General features: G+C 71.4%; 22 protein-coding genes. 15 read left to right on the top strand and 7 right to left on the bottom strand.

The genetic code is table 11. The features are described from left to right. The first annotated feature begins 131 nt into the window (after positions 1–131). The 8 genes from ACFY1E_RS16505 to ACFY1E_RS16470 all read left to right on the top strand — a co-directional run bounded on the left by ACFY1E_RS16505 (position 132) and on the right by ACFY1E_RS16470 (position 7,746). Complete coding sequence (locus ACFY1E_RS16505) at positions 132–326, top strand: hypothetical protein (RefSeq protein ID WP_351483477.1); 195 nt, start codon at positions 132–134, stop codon at positions 324–326. Positions 327–373: 47 nt separating this feature from the next. Beyond that, positions 374–1,255 (top strand): N-acetyl-1-D-myo-inositol-2-amino-2-deoxy-alpha-D-glucopyranoside deacetylase, encoded by an 882-nt coding sequence (gene mshB / locus ACFY1E_RS16500; protein WP_389076231.1) that lies wholly within the window; start codon positions 374–376, stop codon positions 1,253–1,255. Then, positions 1,252–1,662, top strand: a complete 411-nt coding sequence (locus ACFY1E_RS16495) for a DUF6113 family protein (RefSeq protein ID WP_389076229.1) — start codon at positions 1,252–1,254, stop codon at positions 1,660–1,662. The genes mshB and ACFY1E_RS16495 overlap by 4 nt, the downstream gene beginning before the upstream one ends. Before the next feature lie 154 nt (positions 1,663–1,816). Then, complete coding sequence (locus tag ACFY1E_RS16490) at positions 1,817–4,108, top strand: hypothetical protein (protein WP_389076227.1); 2,292 nt, start codon at positions 1,817–1,819, stop codon at positions 4,106–4,108. 143 nt (positions 4,109–4,251) lie between these two features. Further along, positions 4,252–5,202, top strand: a complete 951-nt coding sequence (locus ACFY1E_RS16485; RefSeq protein WP_389076225.1) for an ABC transporter ATP-binding protein — start codon at positions 4,252–4,254, stop codon at positions 5,200–5,202. Then, positions 5,199–5,930 (top strand): ABC transporter permease, encoded by a 732-nt coding sequence (locus tag ACFY1E_RS16480; protein WP_389076222.1) that lies wholly within the window; start codon positions 5,199–5,201, stop codon positions 5,928–5,930. Before ACFY1E_RS16485 ends, ACFY1E_RS16480 begins: the two co-directional genes overlap by 4 nt. A gap of 5 nt (positions 5,931–5,935) precedes the next feature. Then, positions 5,936–7,135 carry a sensor histidine kinase gene (locus tag ACFY1E_RS16475; protein ID WP_389076941.1) on the top strand — a complete coding sequence of 400 codons (1,200 nt, stop codon included), beginning with the start codon at positions 5,936–5,938 and terminating at the stop codon, positions 7,133–7,135. Then, positions 7,132–7,746, top strand: coding sequence for a response regulator transcription factor (locus ACFY1E_RS16470; protein ID WP_115906111.1), 615 nt, complete (start codon positions 7,132–7,134; stop codon positions 7,744–7,746). The genes ACFY1E_RS16475 and ACFY1E_RS16470 overlap by 4 nt, the downstream gene beginning before the upstream one ends. A gap of 116 nt (positions 7,747–7,862) precedes the next feature. Here the strand turns inward: ACFY1E_RS16470 and ACFY1E_RS16465 are convergent, their stop codons facing one another. Beyond that, complete coding sequence (locus ACFY1E_RS16465; RefSeq protein WP_389076220.1) at positions 7,863–8,714, bottom strand: tetratricopeptide repeat protein; 852 nt, start codon at positions 8,712–8,714, stop codon at positions 7,863–7,865. A gap of 32 nt (positions 8,715–8,746) precedes the next feature. Further along, positions 8,747–9,763, bottom strand: coding sequence for a GNAT family N-acetyltransferase (locus ACFY1E_RS16460; RefSeq protein ID WP_389076218.1), 1,017 nt, complete (start codon positions 9,761–9,763; stop codon positions 8,747–8,749). A gap of 140 nt (positions 9,764–9,903) precedes the next feature. Here ACFY1E_RS16460 and fdxA point away from each other — a divergent pair, with 140 nt between their 5' ends. Further along, positions 9,904–10,224 (top strand): ferredoxin, encoded by a 321-nt coding sequence (gene fdxA / locus ACFY1E_RS16455; protein WP_030929316.1) that lies wholly within the window; start codon positions 9,904–9,906, stop codon positions 10,222–10,224. Positions 10,225–10,362: 138 nt separating this feature from the next. Next, positions 10,363–11,454 (top strand): bifunctional succinyldiaminopimelate transaminase/glutamate-prephenate aminotransferase, encoded by a 1,092-nt coding sequence (locus tag ACFY1E_RS16450; protein ID WP_389076217.1) that lies wholly within the window; start codon positions 10,363–10,365, stop codon positions 11,452–11,454. Positions 11,455–11,518: 64 nt separating this feature from the next. Here ACFY1E_RS16450 and ACFY1E_RS16445 read toward each other — a convergent pair whose 3' ends face one another. Beyond that, on the bottom strand, positions 11,519–11,974 hold the full coding sequence (locus tag ACFY1E_RS16445) for an ATP-binding protein (RefSeq protein ID WP_389076215.1): 456 nt from the start codon (positions 11,972–11,974) through the stop codon (positions 11,519–11,521). A 279-nt stretch (positions 11,975–12,253) separates the two neighbouring features. Further along, positions 12,254–13,231 (bottom strand): heavy metal transporter, encoded by a 978-nt coding sequence (locus ACFY1E_RS16440; RefSeq protein WP_389076212.1) that lies wholly within the window; start codon positions 13,229–13,231, stop codon positions 12,254–12,256. An 85-nt stretch (positions 13,232–13,316) separates the two neighbouring features. On the opposite strand from ACFY1E_RS16440, the gene dapE reads away from it, so the two are divergent. Both dapE and ACFY1E_RS16430 read left to right on the top strand, forming a co-directional pair. Beyond that, positions 13,317–14,396 carry a succinyl-diaminopimelate desuccinylase gene (gene dapE / locus ACFY1E_RS16435; RefSeq protein ID WP_389076209.1) on the top strand — a complete coding sequence of 360 codons (1,080 nt, stop codon included), beginning with the start codon at positions 13,317–13,319 and terminating at the stop codon, positions 14,394–14,396. Positions 14,397–14,495: 99 nt separating this feature from the next. Further along, positions 14,496–15,254 carry a TIGR00730 family Rossman fold protein gene (locus ACFY1E_RS16430; protein ID WP_232647819.1) on the top strand — a complete coding sequence of 253 codons (759 nt, stop codon included), beginning with the start codon at positions 14,496–14,498 and terminating at the stop codon, positions 15,252–15,254. A gap of 107 nt (positions 15,255–15,361) precedes the next feature. Here the strand turns inward: ACFY1E_RS16430 and folP are convergent, their stop codons facing one another. After that, the gene (gene folP / locus ACFY1E_RS16425; protein WP_389076206.1) at positions 15,362–16,222 is read right to left on the bottom strand and encodes a dihydropteroate synthase; all 861 of its coding nucleotides are present in this window, start codon (positions 16,220–16,222) and stop codon (positions 15,362–15,364) included. A 164-nt stretch (positions 16,223–16,386) separates the two neighbouring features. Between folP and ACFY1E_RS16420 the strand changes: the two genes are divergently transcribed. Next, on the top strand, positions 16,387–16,743 hold the full coding sequence (locus ACFY1E_RS16420) for a DivIVA domain-containing protein (protein WP_180292538.1): 357 nt from the start codon (positions 16,387–16,389) through the stop codon (positions 16,741–16,743). Continuing rightward, positions 16,740–17,321, top strand: coding sequence for a DNA-3-methyladenine glycosylase I (locus tag ACFY1E_RS16415; protein ID WP_389076204.1), 582 nt, complete (start codon positions 16,740–16,742; stop codon positions 17,319–17,321). Before ACFY1E_RS16420 ends, ACFY1E_RS16415 begins: the two co-directional genes overlap by 4 nt. 74 nt (positions 17,322–17,395) lie before the next feature. Here the strand turns inward: ACFY1E_RS16415 and ACFY1E_RS16410 are convergent, their stop codons facing one another. Next, positions 17,396–18,199, bottom strand: coding sequence for an enoyl-CoA hydratase/isomerase family protein (locus tag ACFY1E_RS16410; protein ID WP_389076201.1), 804 nt, complete (start codon positions 18,197–18,199; stop codon positions 17,396–17,398). 376 nt (positions 18,200–18,575) lie between these two features. Between ACFY1E_RS16410 and ACFY1E_RS16405 the strand changes: the two genes are divergently transcribed. After that, the gene (locus ACFY1E_RS16405) at positions 18,576–18,743 is read left to right on the top strand and encodes a DUF3117 domain-containing protein (protein WP_003966491.1); all 168 of its coding nucleotides are present in this window, start codon (positions 18,576–18,578) and stop codon (positions 18,741–18,743) included. A 114-nt stretch (positions 18,744–18,857) separates the two neighbouring features. On the opposite strand, the gene ACFY1E_RS16400 is transcribed toward ACFY1E_RS16405, so the two are convergent. Beyond that, on the bottom strand, positions 18,858–19,490 hold the full coding sequence (locus ACFY1E_RS16400; RefSeq protein ID WP_099931145.1) for an O-methyltransferase: 633 nt from the start codon (positions 19,488–19,490) through the stop codon (positions 18,858–18,860). Between the last annotated feature and the right edge of the window lie 212 nt (positions 19,491–19,702).

Raw genomic sequence — 19,702 nt, 5'->3', positions numbered from 1 at the left:
ATCGATGCGCGCGGTCGGATAGTTATGATCACTAGCGCATAGTGGGTATGAACCTGCTGCTTGTTGTGTGGTTCTGTCCGGCCCCTAAGTTCGACCCCCCGCGCTCTTGGGACCTTTGGAGGTGAGCCGCCGTGGCACTCTCGATTTCGGCGGTGGTGCTGCTGGCGATCATCGTCTTCCTTCTGATCAAGAAGTCAGGACTGAAGGCGGGGCATGCGATCGTCTGCATGTTGCTCGGGTTCTACATGGCCTCCTCGACGATCGCTCCCACCATCAGTGAGCTGACGACGAACATCGCGGGGATGATCGGCAGCATCAAGTTCTGAGGCCCTGGCTGCACCGCGCTGTCGGTGCCGCCTCGTAGGGTGGCTCCATGACGGAACAGCCCTCCCGGCGTCTGCTGCTGGTGCATGCGCACCCGGACGACGAGTCGATCAACAACGGCGCGACCATGGCCGCCTACGCGGCCGGTGGTGCCCTCGTGACGCTGGTCACCTGCACCCTGGGCGAGCTCGGTGAGGTCATTCCACCGGAGCTGCGGCACCTCACGGGCACCGCCCTGGGCGAGTACCGGCTGCAGGAGCTCACGGCCGCCATGCGCGAGCTCGGCGTCGAGGACTTCCGTCAGCTCGGCGGCCCGGGCCGCTACCGCGACTCCGGGATGATGGGCCTGGCCGACAACGACGACCCGGCCTGCTTCTGGCAGGCGGACGTGGACGAGGCGGCCGCCCACCTCGTCGAGGTGATCCTGGAGGTACGCCCCCAGGTCCTCGTCACCTATGACGACAACGGCGGATACGGCCACCCCGACCACATCCAGGCCCACCGCGTGGCCATGCGCGCCGTGGAACTGGCCGCACGGGCGGGGTGGGAGATCCCCAAGGTCTACTGGAACCGCGTGCCGCAGTCCGTTGCGGAGGGCGCCTTCGCCCGCCTTGCGGATGATCTGCCCGGACTGCCCTACGCTCCCTTTTCCAAGGCCGCCGTCATCGACGACGTACCGGGTGTCGTGCCCGACGACCGGATCACCGCCGAGATCGACGGCACCGCGCACGCCGCCGCCAAGGCCGCCGCGATGCGGGCCCACGCCACCCAGATCGAGGTCGCCGAACCCTACTTCGCGCTCTCCAACGAGCAGGCGCAGCCCCTCTTCACGACCGAGTACTACGAACTGGTGCGCGGGGCAGCCGCAGAGCCGAGGGAGACCGATCTCTTCGCCGGGATCGAGTCCGCCCGTGCCGAGGAGGCGTCATGACGGAGCGCGGTTCCCTGCTCGCCCAGCCGCTGCAGCGGCCCTCCGCCGGACGGGCGCTGCTGTACGTGGGCCTCTTCGTGCTCGGCGCGGTCGTCGGCGCGGCCGGTGCGCTGGTGCAGGCCGGCTGGTTCCCCGGCGGGCTGCTGCTCGCGCTCGCGGGCGAGGCCGGGCTCTGTCTCGGCGGCGGACGGGCCACCGGCAGCCGCGGCGGGGCCCTAGCAGCTGCCGCCGGATGGATGATCTGCGTCATCCTGCTCACCGCCAGCAGACCCGAAGGGGACTTCCTCTTCGGCGCGGGAGGCGGCTCCTATCTCTTCCTCTTCGGAGGGATGGCCGTAGCTGTGATCTGCGCCACCCTCGGACAGGGGCGGCAACCAGATGCCCGTGACGTCCGACTTGGCAAGTGACGTACCACTTCGCCATTAACCACTAGTGGGAGTCCCGTGTGGGTTTCCCCGGCGGTCATGGGATACGCGCCAGAAGTGGCCAGTATGGTGGTGCGCGCCGCCGAGCCGCCCGTGAGGTTGTGTCGGGCGGCGGAGCCAACCGGGAGAACCTGCCTTGAGTCGTGAAACTGACACTCCGTCCTCCGGGCCCAACGGGCGCGGCCAAGCCGCATACCCGTCGGGCACGCCGCCGTACGGGACCCCCACGGCTTCCGACGCCGGTACGGATGCGGGCCGTTCGGCCGCGCAGCCGGAGGACCGCAAGACCGAGACCACACTGACGACCCGGATCCGGATCAACATCCCCGGGTCGCGGCCCATTCCGCCGGTCGTCGTGCGTACGCCCGTCGCGGACGCCGAGGGCTCCGACGACACCGGGGAGACCGAGGTTCCGGGGCCGGGCGTCACCCAGGCCATGAGCACCGTCGAGCCCCCGGCCGAGGCCGCTCAGCCCGCCGAGGACAGGACGAGCGGGTGGTTCGCGCCCCGCAAGTCGGCGCCCGCCAAGGGCGGTCAGGGCGGCGGCTCCACCAACGGCGCCGGTCTGCCGGGCGGTTCGGGCGCGGGTGCGCCGGCCGCCCCGGGCACCGGTCCCTTCGGCGGGGGCGCTCCTTCCGGCGGCGCCCGTCCGGGCACCGGCCGCCCCGGCGGCGTGGTCGGCTCCATGAGCGTGCCGGGTGGCTCCCGGCCCGGCGGCGCCTCCCGCCCGGGCGGGACGAACGGCGCCGGGCTGCCCGGAGCGACCGGCGGCCCCGTGGCGCCCGGGCACGGCGGCGGCACCGGTTCCTTCGACGTCACCGAGGCGCTGGCCGCCGGACCGCTCGGGGGCGGCGCACGCCCCGGCAGCGGCGGCAGCGAGCCCCGCCGTGACGACCTCCCGTACTTCTCGGACGGCGAGCGCAGCACCCAGAACGGGCAGAACCGGCAGAACGACCAGGGCGGTTACGGCGCTCCGGGCGGCGCGAGCGGCTTCAACGGGCCGGGCGGCCGCGGCGGCCAGGGCGGCGGCGCCCAGGGTCCCGCGGGCCCGACCGTCGGCCCGGTCACCGGTGACGGCCCCGTGACCTCGCCCTTCGGCGCCGGACCCGGCGGACCTGCCGGACCCAAGGGCCCCGGCGGCTCCGGTGCACCTGCCGACCTCGGCGGCCCCGCGGGCATCGGCGGCCCCGGAACCATCGGCGGCGCGCACGGCGCGGGCCTCGGCCCCGGTGGCGGCCTCAGCGACGACACCGCGATCCTCACCCCGCAGAAGCCGGCCCCCGAGCCGGCCCAGCAGGGCTTCCCCGCGCCCGAGAACATCTCCGGACACACCGTCACCAGCGGCGTCCCGGTCGGGTCGCCGGGCGCGAGCTCGCCGTTCGGCCCCGGCTCCCACACCGACGGCCCGCTGCCGCACACGCCCCCGAAGCTGCCCGAGCCGGGCGGCCAGAGCACATCGGCCGCCGCAGCGCCCAAGAAGCAGAAGAAGGGGCGCAACAAGCTGGTGCTGCTCGCCACCGGCGTGGTCATCGTCGGTGGTCTCGCGTACGGCGCCGGGCTGCTGATGAACCACTCCGACGTGCCCAAGGGCACCACCGTGCTCGGCGTCGACATCGGCGGCGGCACCCGCGACGAGGCCGTCAAGAAGCTCGACGCGGCCTTCGGCGACCGGGTGGACAAGCCGCTGAAGCTGTCCGTCGGCGGCAGGACGGTCGAGCTCAAGCCGGACCAGGCGGGCCTGCAGTTCGACGAGCAGGCCACGGTCGCGGCGGCTGCGCAGGCCGACTACAACCCGATCTCCGTCATCGGCTCCCTCTTCGGCAACCACCGGGTCGTCGACCCGGTCATGCCCGTCGACGAGGAGAAGCTGACCGCCGCCCTGCAGAGCGCGGCCGGCGGCTCCGGCTCCATGACCGAGGGCACGATCAAGTTCACCTCGGGCAAGGCCGTCGCCGTCTACGGCAAGGCGGGCAAGGGCATCGACGCCGTCAGGTCGGCCCAGGCGGTCGAGGACGCGTACCGCAGCCAGGTGGAGACCAACTCCACCGACCCGGTCGCGGTCGTCACCACGACCCAGCAGCCGACGGTCACGAACGCCGAGGTCGACCGGGAGATGAAGGCCTTCGCCGAGCCGGCGATGTCGGGGCTCGTCACGGTCAAGACCGACACGGGCGTCTCGCTGCCGCTCAGCCCGCAGAACTCCCTGTGGAAGTTCCTCAGGGTCGCGGCTGTGGACGGCAAGCTCGTCGACAAGCCGGACCTGGCTGCGCTCAAGCAGCTCTACGGCGGCCAGTTCGACAACGTCCTGATCACCCGGGCCACCGGCAAGAAGACGGCCGTCACCCCCCAGGACGTCTACGTCGCCCTGCGCCAGGCCCTGCTGAGCAAGACCAACCGGGTCGGGATCATCAAGACGAACCCCAGCTGACGTCAGACCCGGAAAGGGGGCACCCGGCAGGCGCCGGGTGCCACCTTCGCCGTATGTCACCGTCCGCCGTATGACATCTGTCATCCACCGGTCAGGACCGCCGACACTGCCGTGACCTGGGCCCGCGCCGCCACCATGGATCCATGACGACGACAGCGAAAGCGACCACCGCCCCGGTGGTCGGCTTCGACCAGGTGAGCAAGACGTACGGGACGGTACGGGCCGTCGACGGTCTGACCCTCGCCCTGCACCCGGGGGAGACCGTGGCACTGCTGGGGCCGAACGGGGCCGGCAAGTCGACCACCCTCGACCTGCTGCTCGGCCTCAAGAACGCCGACAGCGGGACGGTCAGCGTCTTCGGCACCAGCCCGCGCGAGGCCATCGTCGCCGGGCGGGTGGGCGCCATGCTGCAGAGCGGCGGGCTGATGGACGAGGTCACGGTCGCCGAGCTGGTGAAGCTCGCCTGCGACCTGCACCCGAAGCCCTACAAGGCGAAGGACGTGCTCGCCCGCGCAGGCATCTCCCAGATCGCCGACCGCAAGGTCAACAAGCTCTCCGGCGGCCAGGCCCAGCGCGTCCGCTTCGCCCTCGCCACGGCCGGCGACAGCGACCTGATCGTCCTCGACGAGCCGACCACCGGCATGGACGTCTCCGCCCGCCAGGCCTTCTGGGCCACCATGCGCGAGCAGGCCGACCAGGGCCGGACGGTCCTGTTCGCCACGCACTACCTGGAGGAGGCCGACGCCATCGCCGACCGGGTGCTGGTGCTGCACCGGGGCCGGCTCCTTGCGGACGGCACGGCTGCCGAGATCAAGGCGAAGGCCGGGGCGCGCAGGGTGTCGTTCGACCTCGAAGGCACCATCGACGAGGCGGCGATTCGGGCGCTGCCGTTCCTGACCTCGATCACTGTGTCTCACAGCGGCTCCGCCGCGGGCAGCGGTCAGACCGTCCGCATCCAGTCCTCCGACGCCGACGCGACCGTCCACGCCCTGTACGGCCTCGGCGTCTACCCCCGCAACCTCGAAGTCGCCGGGCTCGGTCTGGAGCAGGCCTTCGTCGCCATCACCGCCGCCGAGGAGGCGAAGCAGTCGTGAACAGCCTGATCAAGCTGGAGCTCACGCGGGCCCTGCGCAACCGCAAGTTCCTGTTCTTCTCGGTGATCTACCCGTCGGTGATCTTCCTGCTGGTCTCCAACCAGACGGGGAAGGTCGACGGCACAGGACTGAGCGTCGCCTCGTACGTCATGGTCTCCATGGCCTCCTTCGGCGCCCTGACCGCGGTCCTCATGGGCAACAGCGAGCGCATCGCCAAGGAGCGGGAGGGCGGCTGGGTGCGGCAGCTGCGGCTGACCACGCTGCCCGGGCGCGGCTATGTCCTCGCCAAGACCGCCAGCGCCGCCGTCGTCAGCCTCCCGTCCATCGTGGTGGTCTTCCTGGTCGCCGCGGCCGTGCGGGGCGTACGGCTGGACGCCTGGCAGTGGTTCGCGCTCACCGGGGCGATCTGGGCCGGCAGCCTGGTCTTCGCCGCGCTCGGCGTCGCCATCGGCTACCTGGCCACCGGGGACGCGGTCCGGCCGATCACGATGATCACGTACTTCGGTCTGTCGATCCTCGGCGGTCTGTGGATGCCGTCCACGACCTTCCCGCAGTGGCTGCAGGACATCGCCAAGTGGCTGCCCACACACGCGTACGCTGCCCTCGGACGGGCCATCGAACAGAGTCAGTCCCCCGAGACCAAGGACCTCGCCCTCCTCGTCGTCTACTTCCTCCTGTTCGCGGGCGGCGCGGCGTGGCTGTACCGGAAGGACACGCTGAAGGCGTGAGCACGATGACGGACGACGGGCTGCCCGCGGAACTCCGGGCCGACAACGCGATCCGGGTCGGCCAGCCGCCCCGCAACCGGGGCGAGGCCACGCGCAAACTGGTCTGGATCCTGCCCTGGCTGATCTTTCTCGGATCGCCGGTGCAGGACCTGGCCTCCGGCCACCACACGCCCGCCGCGACCGCGGCGGGCTGGGTGGCCCTGGCCTCCTTCACCGGCGTCTACCTGGCGCTGGTCTTCCGGAACATGGGCCGCCCGTACTCCGGCCGGGCCGTCGGCGCCCTCGTCGCCGTGCTCGGCACGCTCGCCCTGGTCCTGTGCCTCACCCTCGGCAGCGCGTGGGTCGGCCTCTTCGTGTACGTCTCCGTCACCTGCGGCGCCACGCTGCCGCAGCGGATCGCGTACTGGGCGATCGGGCTGAACACCCTCGCCATGCTCCTGGTCCTGCTGCACTTCCGTGCGGACGACTGGAGCCTCGTGCTGGTGGTGCTGCTCCTGGGCTTCGCGATGATGGGCGTGAAGCAACTGGTGCGGACGACCGTAGAGCTGCGCAAGGCCCGCGCCACGGTCGCCCAACTGGCCGCCAACGAGGAGCGTCTGCGCCTGGCCCGCGACCTGCACGACCTCCTCGGCCACTCGCTCTCCCTGATCACGCTGAAGAGCGAACTGGCGGGCCGCATGCTCCCCGACCACCCCGACAAGGCGGCCCAGCAGGTCGCCGACATCGAACAGGTCAGCCGCCAGGCCCTGGTGGACGTCCGCGAGGCGGTCAGCGGCTATCGCCGCCCGCGCCTGTCCGAGGAACTCGCGGGCACCCAGGTCGCCTTGACGGCAGCCGGCGTCACGGCCGACGTCCCCGGGGAACCGGACCTCACCGGCGTCTCCGCGGACAGCGAGTCCGCCCTCGCCTGGGCGCTGCGCGAGGCGGTCACCAACGTCGTACGGCACAGCGGCGCCACCCGCTGCACGGTGGAGGTGCTGCACCGCCAGACCCTGGACGGCCCGGTCCTCGAACTCGCCGTCGAGGACAACGGCCCCGGCGGTCCCGGCGGCGCCGGCAAAGGCCCGGGCAACGGTCTGACGGGCCTGACGGAACGCCTGGAGAAGGCCGGCGGCACCCTGGAGGCGGGCCGCATCAAGCACGGCTTCCGCCTCGTCGCCCGCGTCCCCGCCGACACCCCGTCGGCCGTAGGATCCGGGGCATGAGCTCTACGATCAAGGTGCTCCTCGCCGAGGACCAGTCGATGGTCCGCGAGGCGCTGGCCGCCCTCCTCGGCCTGGAGGACGACATCGAGGTCGTGGCCCAAGTGGCACGCGGCGACGAGGTGTTGGCGGCCGCCCGCGAGCACGCCGTGGACGTGGCCCTCCTCGACATCGAGATGCCGGGCTGCACCGGCATCGAGGCGGCGGCCCAGGTCCACAAGGCCCTGCCCGCCGTGAAACTGGTCGTCCTCACCACCTTCGGCCGCCCCGGCTACCTCCGCAGCGCCATGGAAGCAGGCGCCGACGCCTTCCTGGTCAAGGACGCCCCGGCGGCCCAACTGGCAGAAGCGGTACGGAAGGTGCTGGCGGGGGAGCGGGTCATCGACCCCACCTTGGCGGCAGCGGCCCTGGCAGAGGGCGCCAATCCCCTGACGGACCGGGAGCGAGAGGTCCTGCGAGCGGCGGCGGACGGCTCGACCAACGCGGAACTGGCGGCAGCACTGCATTTGTCGCAGGGGACGGTCCGGAATTACTTGTCGACGGCAATCCAGAAACTGGCGGTGAGGAACAGAGCCGAAGCCGTCCGGATCGCACGGGAAAAGGGCTGGCTGTAGCGGGCCTCCAGGGGCGCGGGGCTATATCGATTTGCGGCTCCGCCGCGCGGGCGCGATCAGCCACAACGAACTCGCACTCGCACCACTGCACAAGCCCTACGGCGAACAGGCGAACCTCAGTTGAGAAGTGCCCGGGCCGCCCGGGCCTGCCCCCGCACGCGCTGTGCAGCCGCCTCATCCACCGTCGCCAGAACCTCGGCGTAAGCCTCAAGCTCCACCGCCCCCTCGACGAAGTCCCCCCGCTGAACCAGCAACTGAGCCCGCTCATACCGCAACCGCGCAGGATGCGAAGGCAACAGCAACGACAGCTCCACCGCCCACAAGGACACATCCGACCGCTCCGGCCGAGCGGCCGCCCACGCCCGGATGTTGTTGAGGATCCGCAGAACCACATCCAGCGGATCCGCCGCCGTCAACATCGACGGATCCAGCGCGGCCCCCGTGGCCCCGGCCACCAACAGCTCAGCGTCGCCGACCCCCAGCACCCGCCCCCCGTCGAACGGATCCACCAGCACCTGCTGCTCCCGGGGCCCGAACCCGACCACGAAGTGCCCCGGCAGAGCGACCCCGTGCACCGGCGCCCCCGCCCGCCGTGCGACCTCCATCCACACCACCGACAGCAGGATCGGCAGCCCGCGCCGCCGCCGCAGCACCTCGTGCAGCAGCGAGGACTCCAGGCGCTGGTAGTCGGCAGGGGAGCCGCGGAAGCCGTCCTGCACCCCGAGCAGGTGGTGCAGCGCCGTGGCCCAAGCCATCGGACCGCCCGGCCGGAACGGCACCCGCCCCGCCAGCCGGTCCAGCTCCATCTGGGCGGCGTCCAGGCCCGCCTCGTCCAGCGCCCCGTCCGCCTCCGCGCCCACCAGCAGGCAGAGCGTCGACAGATCGGGCCGCTCGGAGCGCGCCTCCTCGGCGAACCGCCGCCGCAGTTCGGCGGAGCGCTCGGGCGGTGGGGGGTGTGGGGAACGCATAGCAGCCTGGTGCCCTCTCCCGGCGATCGGTACTACTGGCCGCTGCCGGGAGCCGCCGGTTCCCGGTAGTGGTGGTACGCGTGGTGCGCGGCGAAACCCATCCCGGCGTACAGCGCCCGCGCCCCCACGTTGTCCGCCTCGACCTGCAGCCAGGCGGCCGAGGCGCCCTCGTCGAGCGCCCGCCGGGCCAGCGCGGCCATGACGGTGGTGGCCAGCCCGCGTCGCCGCTGCTCCGGATCCACCTCGACGGCGGCGAAGGACGCCCACCGCCCGTCCACGACACACCGCCCGATCGCGGCGGGCGCCGCACCCTCCGACGAGCCGGGGACGGTCGCGAACCACACCGAAGGCCCGCTCCCGAGCACCTTCAGCGCCACCTCGCTCACCCCCTTGCGCTGGTACCGCGCAAGCCACGCCTCGTCCGCCGTCCGGGACAGCACGACCCCGGACGCCTCCGCCCGGTCCGCGACCGGCGCCAGCGCCCCGATCCACAGCTCGGCGGTCACCTCACGCACCCACCCGCGCCGCTCCAGCTCCGCACACAACAGCTCCTGCGTGCCTTCGGCGCCGGTCGCGGTCTGGATGTACGCGGGCAGCGCGCGCTCGCCGTACCAGCGTCGTACGACGTCCAGGGCCTCGTCGAGCGGCACGCCCGGGTCGCCGAGCGGCAACACCGAATTGGCGCGCCGGGTGAACCCGGCAGCGGCCCGCAGCTCCCACTCGCCGAGCCGCTCGCTCTCCACCGGCCGCCAGGCGCGCGAGGCGACATGCGCGAGTTCCTCGTAGGAGGCGGCGGGACCCTGTCGACGGGCCGGTGCTGTGGGCACGACCTTTCCCGCGACCAGCGCAGATTCCGGAATCCGGACGCTTTCGCCGTCCTTGCGTGTGATCAGCAGCACACCGTCGTCCCATGATGTGAGAACACCCACCGTGTCGGTGAACTTCTCCTCCGGGCGAGCAGGTTCGATCACGCGTCGTACCGAGACCCGTTTCCCCACGTCAGCAGCGGTGATACGAACCTCGAGACGTCCGCCGGCCGAGATTTCCACAGGTCAGTTCACCCCTCCTGTTCGGATCATGCCCAAGAACGGAGATACTAGGGGCGGGCATCGACGACGCCGCGCTCCCGCGCGCCAGGCGGCGGAGCCTACGGAGGCCCGCCAGCGCCCTATCGAGGAGGAACGACAGCGTGACCTACGTCATCGCGCAGCCTTGTGTCGACGTCAAGGACAAGGCGTGCATCGAGGAGTGCCCGGTCGACTGCATCTACGAGGGCCAGCGGTCCTTGTACATCCACCCGGACGAATGCGTCGACTGTGGTGCCTGTGAGCCGGTCTGCCCGGTCGAGGCGATCTTCTACGAGGACGACACTCCGGAGGAGTGGAAGGACTACTACAAGGCGAACGTCGAGTTCTTCGACGAGCTCGGCTCCCCCGGCGGCGCCAGCAAGCTGGGCCTGATCGAGCGGGACCACCCCTTCATCGCCGCGCTGCCGCCGCAGGCCGAGTAATCACCTAAGCGGCCCGCACACCGTGCCGCCTCGGTCCCGTACGGCCGGATCGCCCTGGTGATCGCCGTACGGGACCGAGGCGTTTGCCGTACCAGCGCCTTTGGGTCGTATGCCGTACCAGAAAGTGAGCCAGATCCCGTGTCCGCAGTCTCCGACCGCCTGCCCACCTTCCCCTGGGACAAGCTGGAGCCGTACAAGAAAACGGCCGCCTCGCACCCGGACGGCATCGTCGACCTCTCTGTCGGCACCCCGGTCGACCCGGTCCCCGAGCTGGTCCAGAAGGCCCTCATCGACGCGGCGGACTCCCCGGGCTATCCGACGGTCTGGGGCACCCCGGCCCTGCGCGACGCGATCACCGGCTGGGTCGAGCGCCGCCTCGGCGCCCGCGAGGTCACGCACAAGCACGTCCTGCCGATCGTCGGCTCCAAGGAACTCGTCGCCTGGCTCCCGACGCAGTTGGGCCTCGGCCCGGGCGACAAGGTGGCGTACCCGCGCCTCGCGTACCCGACGTACGAGGTGGGCGCCCGTCTGGCGCGCGCGGACCACGAGGTCTACGACGACCCCACGGAGCTGGACCCGACCAACCTGAAGCTGCTCTGGCTCAACTCGCCCTCGAACCCGACCGGCAAGGTGCTCGGCAAGGACGAGCTGACCCGGATCGTCGCGTGGGCGCGCGAGCACGGGATCCTGCTCTTCTCCGACGAGTGCTACCTGGAGCTGGGCTGGGAGGCGGACCCGGTCTCGGTTCTGCACCCGGAGGTGAACGGCGGCTCGTACGAGGGCATCGTGTCCGTCCACTCGCTCTCCAAGCGCTCCAACCTGGCGGGCTACCGCGCGGCCTTCCTGGCCGGTGACCCGGCCGTCCTCGGCCCGCTGCTCGAGGTCCGCAAGCACGGCGGCATGATGACGCCGGCGCCCACGCAGGCGGCCGTGGTGGCGGCCCTGGGCGACGACGCCCATGTCCGGGAGCAGCGCGAGCGGTACGCGGCCCGGCGCACGGCCCTGCGCGAGGCGCTCCTTCGCCACGGCTTCCGCATCGAGCACAGCGAGGCCAGCCTCTACCTGTGGGCGACGCGGGACGAGTCCTGCTGGGACACGGTGGCCCACCTGGCCGAGCTCGGCATCCTGGTCGCGCCGGGCGACTTCTACGGCACGGCGGGCGAGAAGTTCGTACGTGTGGCGCTGACGGCGACGGACGAGCGGGTGCGGGCGGCCGTGGAGCGGCTGTAGCCGCCGTGGACGTGACGAGGGGGCCCGGGACGCTGTCCCGGGCCCCCTCCGCGTTTCAGGTGGCTCAGCCGCCGATCGGCAGGCCCTTCACCGGCAGGTTGCCGGTGCTCGGCAGGCCGCCCTTGAGCGAGCCCGCCGGCAGGGTGCCGCCGTTCTCGGCAGCCGTCTGCGTGGTGACGCCGACGATCTCCCCGACGGAGCCCGCCGCGGCTCCCGCCGCACGCTGCGCGGCCGGAGCCGCCTTCTTCGCCACGCTGCCGCCGGTCTTGCCCGCGTTCGGCACGGCCTTCTTGACCGCGTTGCTGCCGGCGTCGCCCGCAAGCCCGGTCACGTTCTGCGCCGCACCGTCGACGGTGTTGCCGACGCTCGCCCCGTCCAGAGCGGTCAGGCCGCCGACGTTCGGGGCAGCGGGCAGTTCGGGGGCCGCACTCGCGGAGCCGGCCGCACCGACCCCGGCAGCCGCTCCCGCTGCGACGAGCAGCGCGGCACGGGCGATCCGACGGGTCAGGGGGAGGGACATGATGCTCCTTCGATGGATGTTGATCGTCCGGGCTCGGACGATGTGACTACCGCTCGAAGGCCCCGAAGGTTGCGGCGTCCCAATGTAAAGAGTTGGCAATGCGTCGCATTATCGGCTGCGGATAAAAACGGGCAAAAAGCGTCGGGCCGGAAAGTCTGCCGAATCCTTACAGCCCTTTGTCGGCAAGGGCTTTGACGGATGCAGGGGTGACGGTGCGAAAACCTGCCCACCCGGTGGGGCGAGCATGCCCGGCATAACCCGGGGGAGTGAAGGACCGTACTACTGCGCAGTGACGATTCGGACCGCGTCGGCGGCCTTTTCCGCCCCGTCGACGCCGTCCGCGGCGGCCCTGTGCCACGGGTTGTCGGCGTTCCCGGCGGTCCACTCCCGCCCGCCGTAGGAGACCCGCTCGATGTGCAGGGCGGAGGAGTTGGCCACGGCCCAGTGGGCGAGCTGCCAGCCGCGCCGGCGGACGCTGCGGCCCTCGGCGGGGCTCTTGCCGGCGGCGACGGGGAGCGTGACGGTGCGGGCGCTCGTCCCCGAGCTGTCGGTCGGCGAAGCTGCCGGTGTCGACACGGCGTTCACCTCCACGGCGGCCGGCTGCAGGGCGTCGCGTCCGAAGTCCCGTACGAGAGCGGCCCGTACCGCGTCCGGACCCGCCGTCTGCGTGGCGGCCGGGAGACCGGCGCAGGTCAGCGTCGCCGGTGAGTTCCCGGTGAGAGCGGCGGAGAGCAGGGCGGCGTCCGGCTCGTGCTTGGCGTAGGCCTCGGGGTACCCGCTGCGCTGCACACGTTGCGCGGCGACCGTGAGGGGGAGTTTCGCGTAGTCGTGCACCTTGGCCAGGTGCCGGTAGAACATGCCCGCCGCGTACGTCGGGTCCAGGATCTGCTTCCTGGTGCCCCAGCCCTGCGAGGGCCGCTGCTGGAACAGACCGACCGAATCGCGGTCGCCGTGCTCGATGTTGCGCAGCTGCGACTCCTGCAGCGCGGTCGCCAGCGCGATGGTCACCGCCCGCTCGGGCATGCCGCGCCCGGTGCCCACCGCGGCGATCGTGGCCGCGTTCACCGCCTGCTCCGGCGTGAACTCGTACGCCGCTCCGTCCGCCGCGCCCGAGACCACTCTGCAGCCCGATCCGCCCCTGCCCCCGGTGACGTACTGCACCGCGAGATAGCCCGCGACGGCGAGCAGGATCACGAAGGCCGCCCCGAGGCGGAAGAAGCGGCCACGGCGTTTGAGGGTGGATGACGGCTCTGGCACGTCGTACAAGGTAGCGGAGGGCTCTGTGGCCCACGAGACGGATGTGACCGGTGGGCCAGGGCCCCGGCGGGTTAGGGTCGACGGCATGGCCGACACCCCACTTGACCTCACCCTGGACGCCGCCGAGCTCACCGCGCAGCTGGTCGACTTCCCGTCCGAGAGCGGCACCGAGAAGCCCCTCGCCGACGCGATCGAGTCCGCCCTGCGCGCCCTGCCGCACCTGACGGTCGAGCGGTACGGCAACAACGTCGTCGCGCGCACGGACCTGGGCCGGCCGGAGCGGGTGATCCTGGCCGGCCACATCGACACCGTGCCGATCGCCGGCAACGTCCCGTCCCGGCTGGACGCGGACGGCGTCCTGTGGGGCTGCGGCACCTGCGACATGAAGTCGGGCGTGGCCGTGCAGCTGCGCATCGCGGCCACGGTCCCGGCCCCCAACCGCGACCTGACCTTCGTCTTCTACGACAACGAAGAGGTGGCCGCGGACCTCAACGGCCTCAAGCACGTCGCCGAGGCGCACCCCGAGTGGCTGGAGGGCGACTTCGCGGTGCTCCTCGAACCGTCCGACGGCGAGGTCGAGGGCGGCTGCCAGGGCACCCTCAGGGTTCTGCTGAAGACGACGGGCGAGCGGGCGCACTCGGCGCGCAGCTGGATGGGCTCCAACGCCATCCACGCGGCCGCGCCGATCCTGGCCCGCCTGGCCTCCTACGAACCCCGCTACCCGGTGATCGACGGCCTGGAGTACCGGGAGGGACTGAACGCGGTGGGCATCTCGGGCGGGGTGGCCGGCAATGTCATCCCCGATGAATGCGTGGTCACCGTCAACTTCCGCTATGCGCCCGACCGCACCGAGGAGGAGGCGATCGCCCACGTCAGGGAAGTCTTCGCGGACTGCGGAGTGCAGGAGTTCGTGGTGGACGACCACAGCGGCGCGGCCCTTCCCGGACTCTCGCACCCCGCCGCGGCGGCCTTCATCGAGGCGGTCGGCGGAACCCCGCAGCCGAAGTACGGCTGGACGGACGTCTCGCGTTTCTCCTCCCTCGGCATCCCCGCGGTCAACTACGGCCCCGGCAACCCGCACTTGGCCCACAAGCGGGACGAACGGGTCGAAACCGCGAAGATCCTGGCGGGCGAGCAGCGGCTGCGGGCCTGGCTGACGGCCTAGCCCGGACACCGCTTCAGGGCGGACATACTGACGTCCCCCGTCCGTAACCCGCGTAGATCTACTCTGAGGTGGAGACACCTGCAAGCGGAGGGAGCGCACATGGCTACCGGGAACCCCGAGGGCAAGAAGGTGCCGCCGGATGAGCAGCGGCTCGGACCGGTCCTCCGAAGGCGCGGCCAGGTGACGGAGAGCACCACCGACCAGCGGCTGCTGGACGAGCGCGCTCCCACCGACTGGGTCCACACGGACCCCTGGCGGGTGCTGCGCATCCAGTCGGAGTTCATCGAGGGCTTCGGCACGCTTGCCGAACTCCCGCCCGCGATCAGCGTGTTCGGCTCGGCGCGCACACCCGTCGACTCCCCGGAGTACGAGGCGGGCGTCCGGCTCGGCCGCGGCCTGGTGGAGGCGGGCTGGGCAGTGATCACCGGCGGCGGCCCGGGCGCCATGGAGGCGGCCAACAAGGGCGCCTGCGAGGCGAAGGGCATCTCGGTCGGCCTCGGCATCGAGCTGCCCTTCGAGCAGGGGCTCAACCCCTACGTCGACATCGGCCTGAACTTCCGCTACTTCTTCGTCCGCAAGATGATGTTCGTGAAGTACGCGCAGGGCTTCGTGGTCCTGCCCGGCGGCCTCGGCACCCTGGACGAGCTCTTCGAGGCCCTGACCCTGGTGCAGACCCAGAAGGTGACCCGCTTCCCGATCGTGCTGTTCGGGAGCGAGTACTGGGGCGGCCTGGTCGACTGGCTCAAGAACACCCTGATCGCCCAGGGCAAGGCCTCGGAGAAGGACCTGCTCCTGTTCCACGTCACGGACGACGTGGACGAGGCGGTGGCGTTGGTGTCGAAGGAGGCGGCACGCTAGGTCCTGCCGTGCGCAATTCCAGCCCCTCCGGCGTTTGAGGAGCGGGGGTCTGGGGGCGGAGCCCCCAGGGTCGGGACGGGAAGGGGCGGCGGGGGCGACGAAAGGCCCTACGCCAGCCCCCGCCGCGCCACCGCCGGAGGCCGATGCCCGGCGATGGACGCCACCATGTCCAGCACCTGCCGGGTCTCGGCGACCTCGTGCACCCGGTACACCTGCGCGCCCAGCCACGCCGACACGGCCGTGGTGGCGAGCGTCCCCACCACCCGCTCCTTCACCGGCTTGTCCAGGGTCTCGCCGACGAAGTCCTTGTTGGACAGGGAGACCAGGACGGGCCACCCCGTGTCGACCATCTCCCCGAGCCGCCGCGTCGCCTCCAGGCTGTGCCGGGTGTTCTTCCCGAAGTCGTGCCCCGGGTCGATCAGCACGGACTCCCGGGGCACCCCCAGCGCCACCGCCCGCTCGGCAAGACCCAGCGTCACCCGCAGGATGTCGGCCACGACATCGTCGTACGTCACCCGATGCGGACGAGTACGCGGCTCGGCGCCCCCCGCGTGCGTGCACACCAGCCCGACCCCGTACCGCGCCGCGACCTCGGCCAACCCCGGGTCGACGCCGCCCCACGCGTCGTTCAGCAGATCCGCGCCGGCCTCGCACACGGCCTCGCCGACCTCGGCCCGCCAGGTGTCCACGCTGATGACCACGTCCGGGAAGCGCCGCCGCACCTCCGCGACGAACCCCACCGTCCGCCGCGCCTCCTCCTCGGCCGACACCTCGTCGCCCGGCCCGGCCTTCACCCCGCCGATGTCGATGATGGCAGCGCCCTCCGACACCGCCTGCTCCACGCGCGCGAGGGCGGGCTCGTCCCGGAAGGTCGCTCCCTGGTCGTAGAAGGAGTCCGGGGTCCGGTTGACGATCGCCATGATCACCGGCTCGTGCGCCTCGAATACGCGCCTGCCCAGCCTGAGCATCCGCTGTGACCTCTCGTAGTACGACCTGGGTAAGACCGGTTCCGCGGCCGCCTGCGACCCTAACTGTCAGACTCGCATGGCACGATCGGACCCTGACACATCCGGCTTCATCTTCAGCTTCATCCAGCTTCCGAACATCGAGCGTGGGGACCACAGCGATGGTTATGTTCTTGTTCCTGGTCGTCGCTCTCGCCGTCGTGGTCGCCGCCGTGACACTGGCCGTGGTCGGCGGATCAGAGGGTGAGGGCCCGTTGCCCGAGGTCGCCCCCGAGCGGCTGCAGGACCCGCTGCCGCTGGACCGGCCCGTGGGCCGCGACGACGTCGACAGCCTCCGCTTCCCGCTCGCCGCCCGTGGCTACCGCATGGCGGACGTCGACGACGCCCTCAACCGCCTCGGCGCCGAACTCGCCGAGCGCGACGCCCGTATCGCCGACCTGGAGTCCGCACTGGCGGGCGCCCAGGCCGCCGCACACCACGTCTCCATGGACAAGCCGATGCACGGCCAGGGGGAGCAGCAGTGAGCGACGGCACCGCCATCGCCGGCCCGGACGGCGCCCTGCGCTGCCCCTGGGCCCTGTCCACCGAGGACTACGTGGCGTACCACGACGAGGAGTGGGGCCGCCCGGTCCACGGCGACGACGCCCTCTACGAGCGCCTCAGCCTCGAGGCCTTCCAGTCGGGCCTGTCCTGGATCACGATCCTGCGCCGCCGCCCCGGCTTCCGCGCGGCCTTCGCCGACTTCCGCATCGCCAAGGTCGCCGCCTTCACGGAGACGGACCGCGCCCGCCTCCTCACCGACCCCGGCATCATCCGAAACCGCGCCAAGATCGACGCGACCCTGGCCAACGCGCGGGTGCTGGCGGAGTGGGCGCCGGGGGAGCTGGACGAATTCATCTGGTCCTACGCACCGGCGCCGGGGCCGGCTCCGAAGACTCTGGGGGACGTGCCCGCGGTCACCCCCGAGTCGACGGCACTTTCGAAGGCCCTGAAGAAGAGGGGCCTGCGCTTCGTGGGACCGACAACGGCGTATGCGTTGATGCAGGCGTGCGGGCTGGTGGACGACCACTTGGAAACCTGCGTGGCGAGGAGCGCCCCGTAAGGGGCGCGGGGCTGTGTCGATTCGCGGCTACCGCCGCGTGGGCGCCACAAGCCACCTGCACCCCACAACGGAGGTCACCGCCCCAAGTACTTCGGCTTCTCCTTGTTCACAAACGCCTGCACCGCAATCACATGGTCCTCGGACGACCCCGCCCGAGTCTGCAGCTCGTCCTCCTTGTCCAAGGTCTCGGACAAGGTGTGCGAGAACCCGTAGGCCACCGCCTCCTTGATCGCCGCATAAGCCACCGTCGGCCCCTCGGCCAACGCCCGGGCCACCTTCTCCGCCTCGGCGTGCAGCTCGCCGGCCGGCACCAGCCGGTTGGCGATCCCCAGCTCGTACGCCTCCTGCGCCTTGATGCTCCGCGAGAAGAGCAGCAGGTCGGCGGCGCGCCCCGGCCCGACGACCCGCGGCAGCGTCCAGGACATGCCGGAGTCGGCGGTCAGCGCAACCCCCGCGAAGGACGTGTTGAAGGCAGCGGTGTCCGCGACGACGCGGTAGTCCGCGGCGAGCGCGAGGCCGAAGCCGGCCCCGGCGGCCACCCCGTTCACCCCGGCCACCACCGGCTTCGGCATCCCCGCGATCGCCCGCACCACCGGGTTGTAGTGCTCCTTCACCGTGCTCATCGTCTGCCCGGACCCCGTCTCCCGGTCCTGCGCCAGCAGCCCGATGTGCTCCTTGAGGTCCTGTCCCACACAGAACGCCCGCTCCCCGGCGGCGGTCAGCAGCACCGCCCGTACGGCGTCGTCCTCGGCCGCGGAGCGAACCGCCTCCCGCAGGGCGACCTTCGTCGCGATGTTCAGCGCGTTCATCGCCTCGGGGCGGTTCAGCGTGATCGTCGCGAGTCCGTCGCTCACCTCGTAGAGCACGGTGTCGGCCATGGTGTGTCCCCTCGGCTGTCGCGGTGCAGGCGTACCGGCCGGTACGCCCCTGTCCGTAGGACAGCATGGCGGAGATCACCGCCGGGGGACCGGAGTGGACGTGTGACCTGCGTCAAAGAATCCTGGACGGTTCCCGGACGGCGGAACTCCGTGCGGCCGCGCAGTATCGCAGTCACATCGCCGAATTGAGTGGTTTTGCTCGCGCGCGTTGCCCAAGCGATGCCGACTGATGTTGGTCATCGGGTCCTGAGATGCGGGATAATGGCTTGGAAGCAATGTGTTCGATGCCGGTGTCGCGTGTCCCACGCTGGACAGGCGTGCCCTCCCAGGGCCGTCGGCTTTTGACGATGAGCTGGTTTCAGGAAGGGGAACGAGCATGGCGGCCATGAAGCCGCGGACGGGCGATGGCCCGCTCGAGGTGACCAAGGAGGGGCGGGGCATCGTCATGCGCGTTCCGCTCGAAGGCGGCGGTCGGCTCGTCGTCGAGCTGACCCCTGACGAGGCCGACGCGCTCGGCGACGCCCTCAAGAAGGTCGTCGGCTGACGCGGAAGCGACCATACCCTTTCAGCTGCCCCGGCATCCAAGTGGTGCCGGGGTTGCTGTTTCCCGGCCCTTCCCCGCTCGCTCCCCGGCCCCTCACCGCTTGAGGGCGACCCCTCACCGCTTGACCGCGCACAGCAGTCCGTCACCCACCGGCAGCAGTGACGGCACCAGCTCCTGGCTCTCGCGCACCGCGCGCAGCAGCTCCCGCAGGCGCAGCACCTCCGTGGGCTGCGGGCCCGAGTCCACCGTGCGGCCGTTGGCGAAAACGCCCTCGAAGACGACCAGGCCACCGGGGCGCAGCAGGCGCAACGATTCAGCGAGATAGTCGAGGAACTCCAGGCGGTCGCCGTCACAGAAGACGAGGTCGTAGCCGGCGTCCGCGAGCCGGGGCAGGACGTCCAGGGCACGGCCCGGGATGAAACGCGCGCGGTTGCTGGCGAAACCGGAGGCGCGGAAGGCCTGGCGGGCGAACTGCTGGTGCTCGGGCTCGGGGTCCACCGTGGTCAGCACCCCGTCCGGGCGCATGCCGTGCAGCAGATGGATGCCGGAGACGCCGGTGCCGGTGCCGATCTCCGCCACCGCCTTCGCGTCCACCGAAGCCGCCAGCAACCGCAGCGCGGAGCCCGTGCCGGGCGACACCGAGCGCAGGCCCGCCTCCCGGGCCCGGTCGCGGGCCCAGCGCAGCACTTCGTCCTCGGCGACGTAGGCGTCGGCGAACGCCCAGCTCGTCTGCCGGTTGCCGGTAATGACCCTCTCCTGTCCCCGTGGTTGCCTGGGCGTGACTGTATCCGTTGGGCCCGGGAACCCGCAGATGGGACCGGGCGTTTAGAGGGGTAGGAGACGGCACGGGGGGACACAGTTGGATCACGATGAGGGGCAGCGGCCCGAGCAACTGCAGCAGCAGGGGTCCGAGCGGTATCAGCCCAGATCAAATTCTCGTAAAACCGCTTATCCGGAGC

Origin of the sequence: Streptomyces sp. NPDC001604, assembly GCF_042893475.1 — a bacterium.
Classification (GTDB): Bacteria; Actinomycetota; Actinomycetes; order Streptomycetales; family Streptomycetaceae; genus Streptomyces.
The sequence above is the reverse complement of the archived record's forward strand: the minus strand, read 5'-3'. Positions and strand labels throughout refer to the sequence as shown.

Coding starts and splice junctions, on each gene's coding strand:
- mshB (WP_389076231.1), top strand. CDS start 374: ATGACGGAACAGCCCTCCCGGCGTCTGCTGCTGGTGCATGCGCACCCG.
- ACFY1E_RS16495 (WP_389076229.1), top strand. CDS start 1,252: ATGACGGAGCGCGGTTCCCTGCTCGCCCAGCCGCTGCAGCGGCCCTCC.
- ACFY1E_RS16485 (WP_389076225.1), top strand. CDS start 4,252: ATGACGACGACAGCGAAAGCGACCACCGCCCCGGTGGTCGGCTTCGAC.
- ACFY1E_RS16475 (WP_389076941.1), top strand. CDS start 5,936: ATGACGGACGACGGGCTGCCCGCGGAACTCCGGGCCGACAACGCGATC.
- ACFY1E_RS16470 (WP_115906111.1), top strand. CDS start 7,132: ATGAGCTCTACGATCAAGGTGCTCCTCGCCGAGGACCAGTCGATGGTC.
- ACFY1E_RS16465 (WP_389076220.1), bottom strand. CDS start 8,714: ATGCGTTCCCCACACCCCCCACCGCCCGAGCGCTCCGCCGAACTGCGG.
- ACFY1E_RS16445 (WP_389076215.1), bottom strand. CDS start 11,974: ATGTCCCTCCCCCTGACCCGTCGGATCGCCCGTGCCGCGCTGCTCGTC.
- dapE (WP_389076209.1), top strand. CDS start 13,317: ATGGCCGACACCCCACTTGACCTCACCCTGGACGCCGCCGAGCTCACC.
- ACFY1E_RS16430 (WP_232647819.1), top strand. CDS start 14,496: ATGGCTACCGGGAACCCCGAGGGCAAGAAGGTGCCGCCGGATGAGCAG.
- folP (WP_389076206.1), bottom strand. CDS start 16,222: ATGCTCAGGCTGGGCAGGCGCGTATTCGAGGCGCACGAGCCGGTGATC.
- ACFY1E_RS16420 (WP_180292538.1), top strand. CDS start 16,387: ATGTTCTTGTTCCTGGTCGTCGCTCTCGCCGTCGTGGTCGCCGCCGTG.
- ACFY1E_RS16410 (WP_389076201.1), bottom strand. CDS start 18,199: ATGGCCGACACCGTGCTCTACGAGGTGAGCGACGGACTCGCGACGATC.
- ACFY1E_RS16405 (WP_003966491.1), top strand. CDS start 18,576: ATGGCGGCCATGAAGCCGCGGACGGGCGATGGCCCGCTCGAGGTGACC.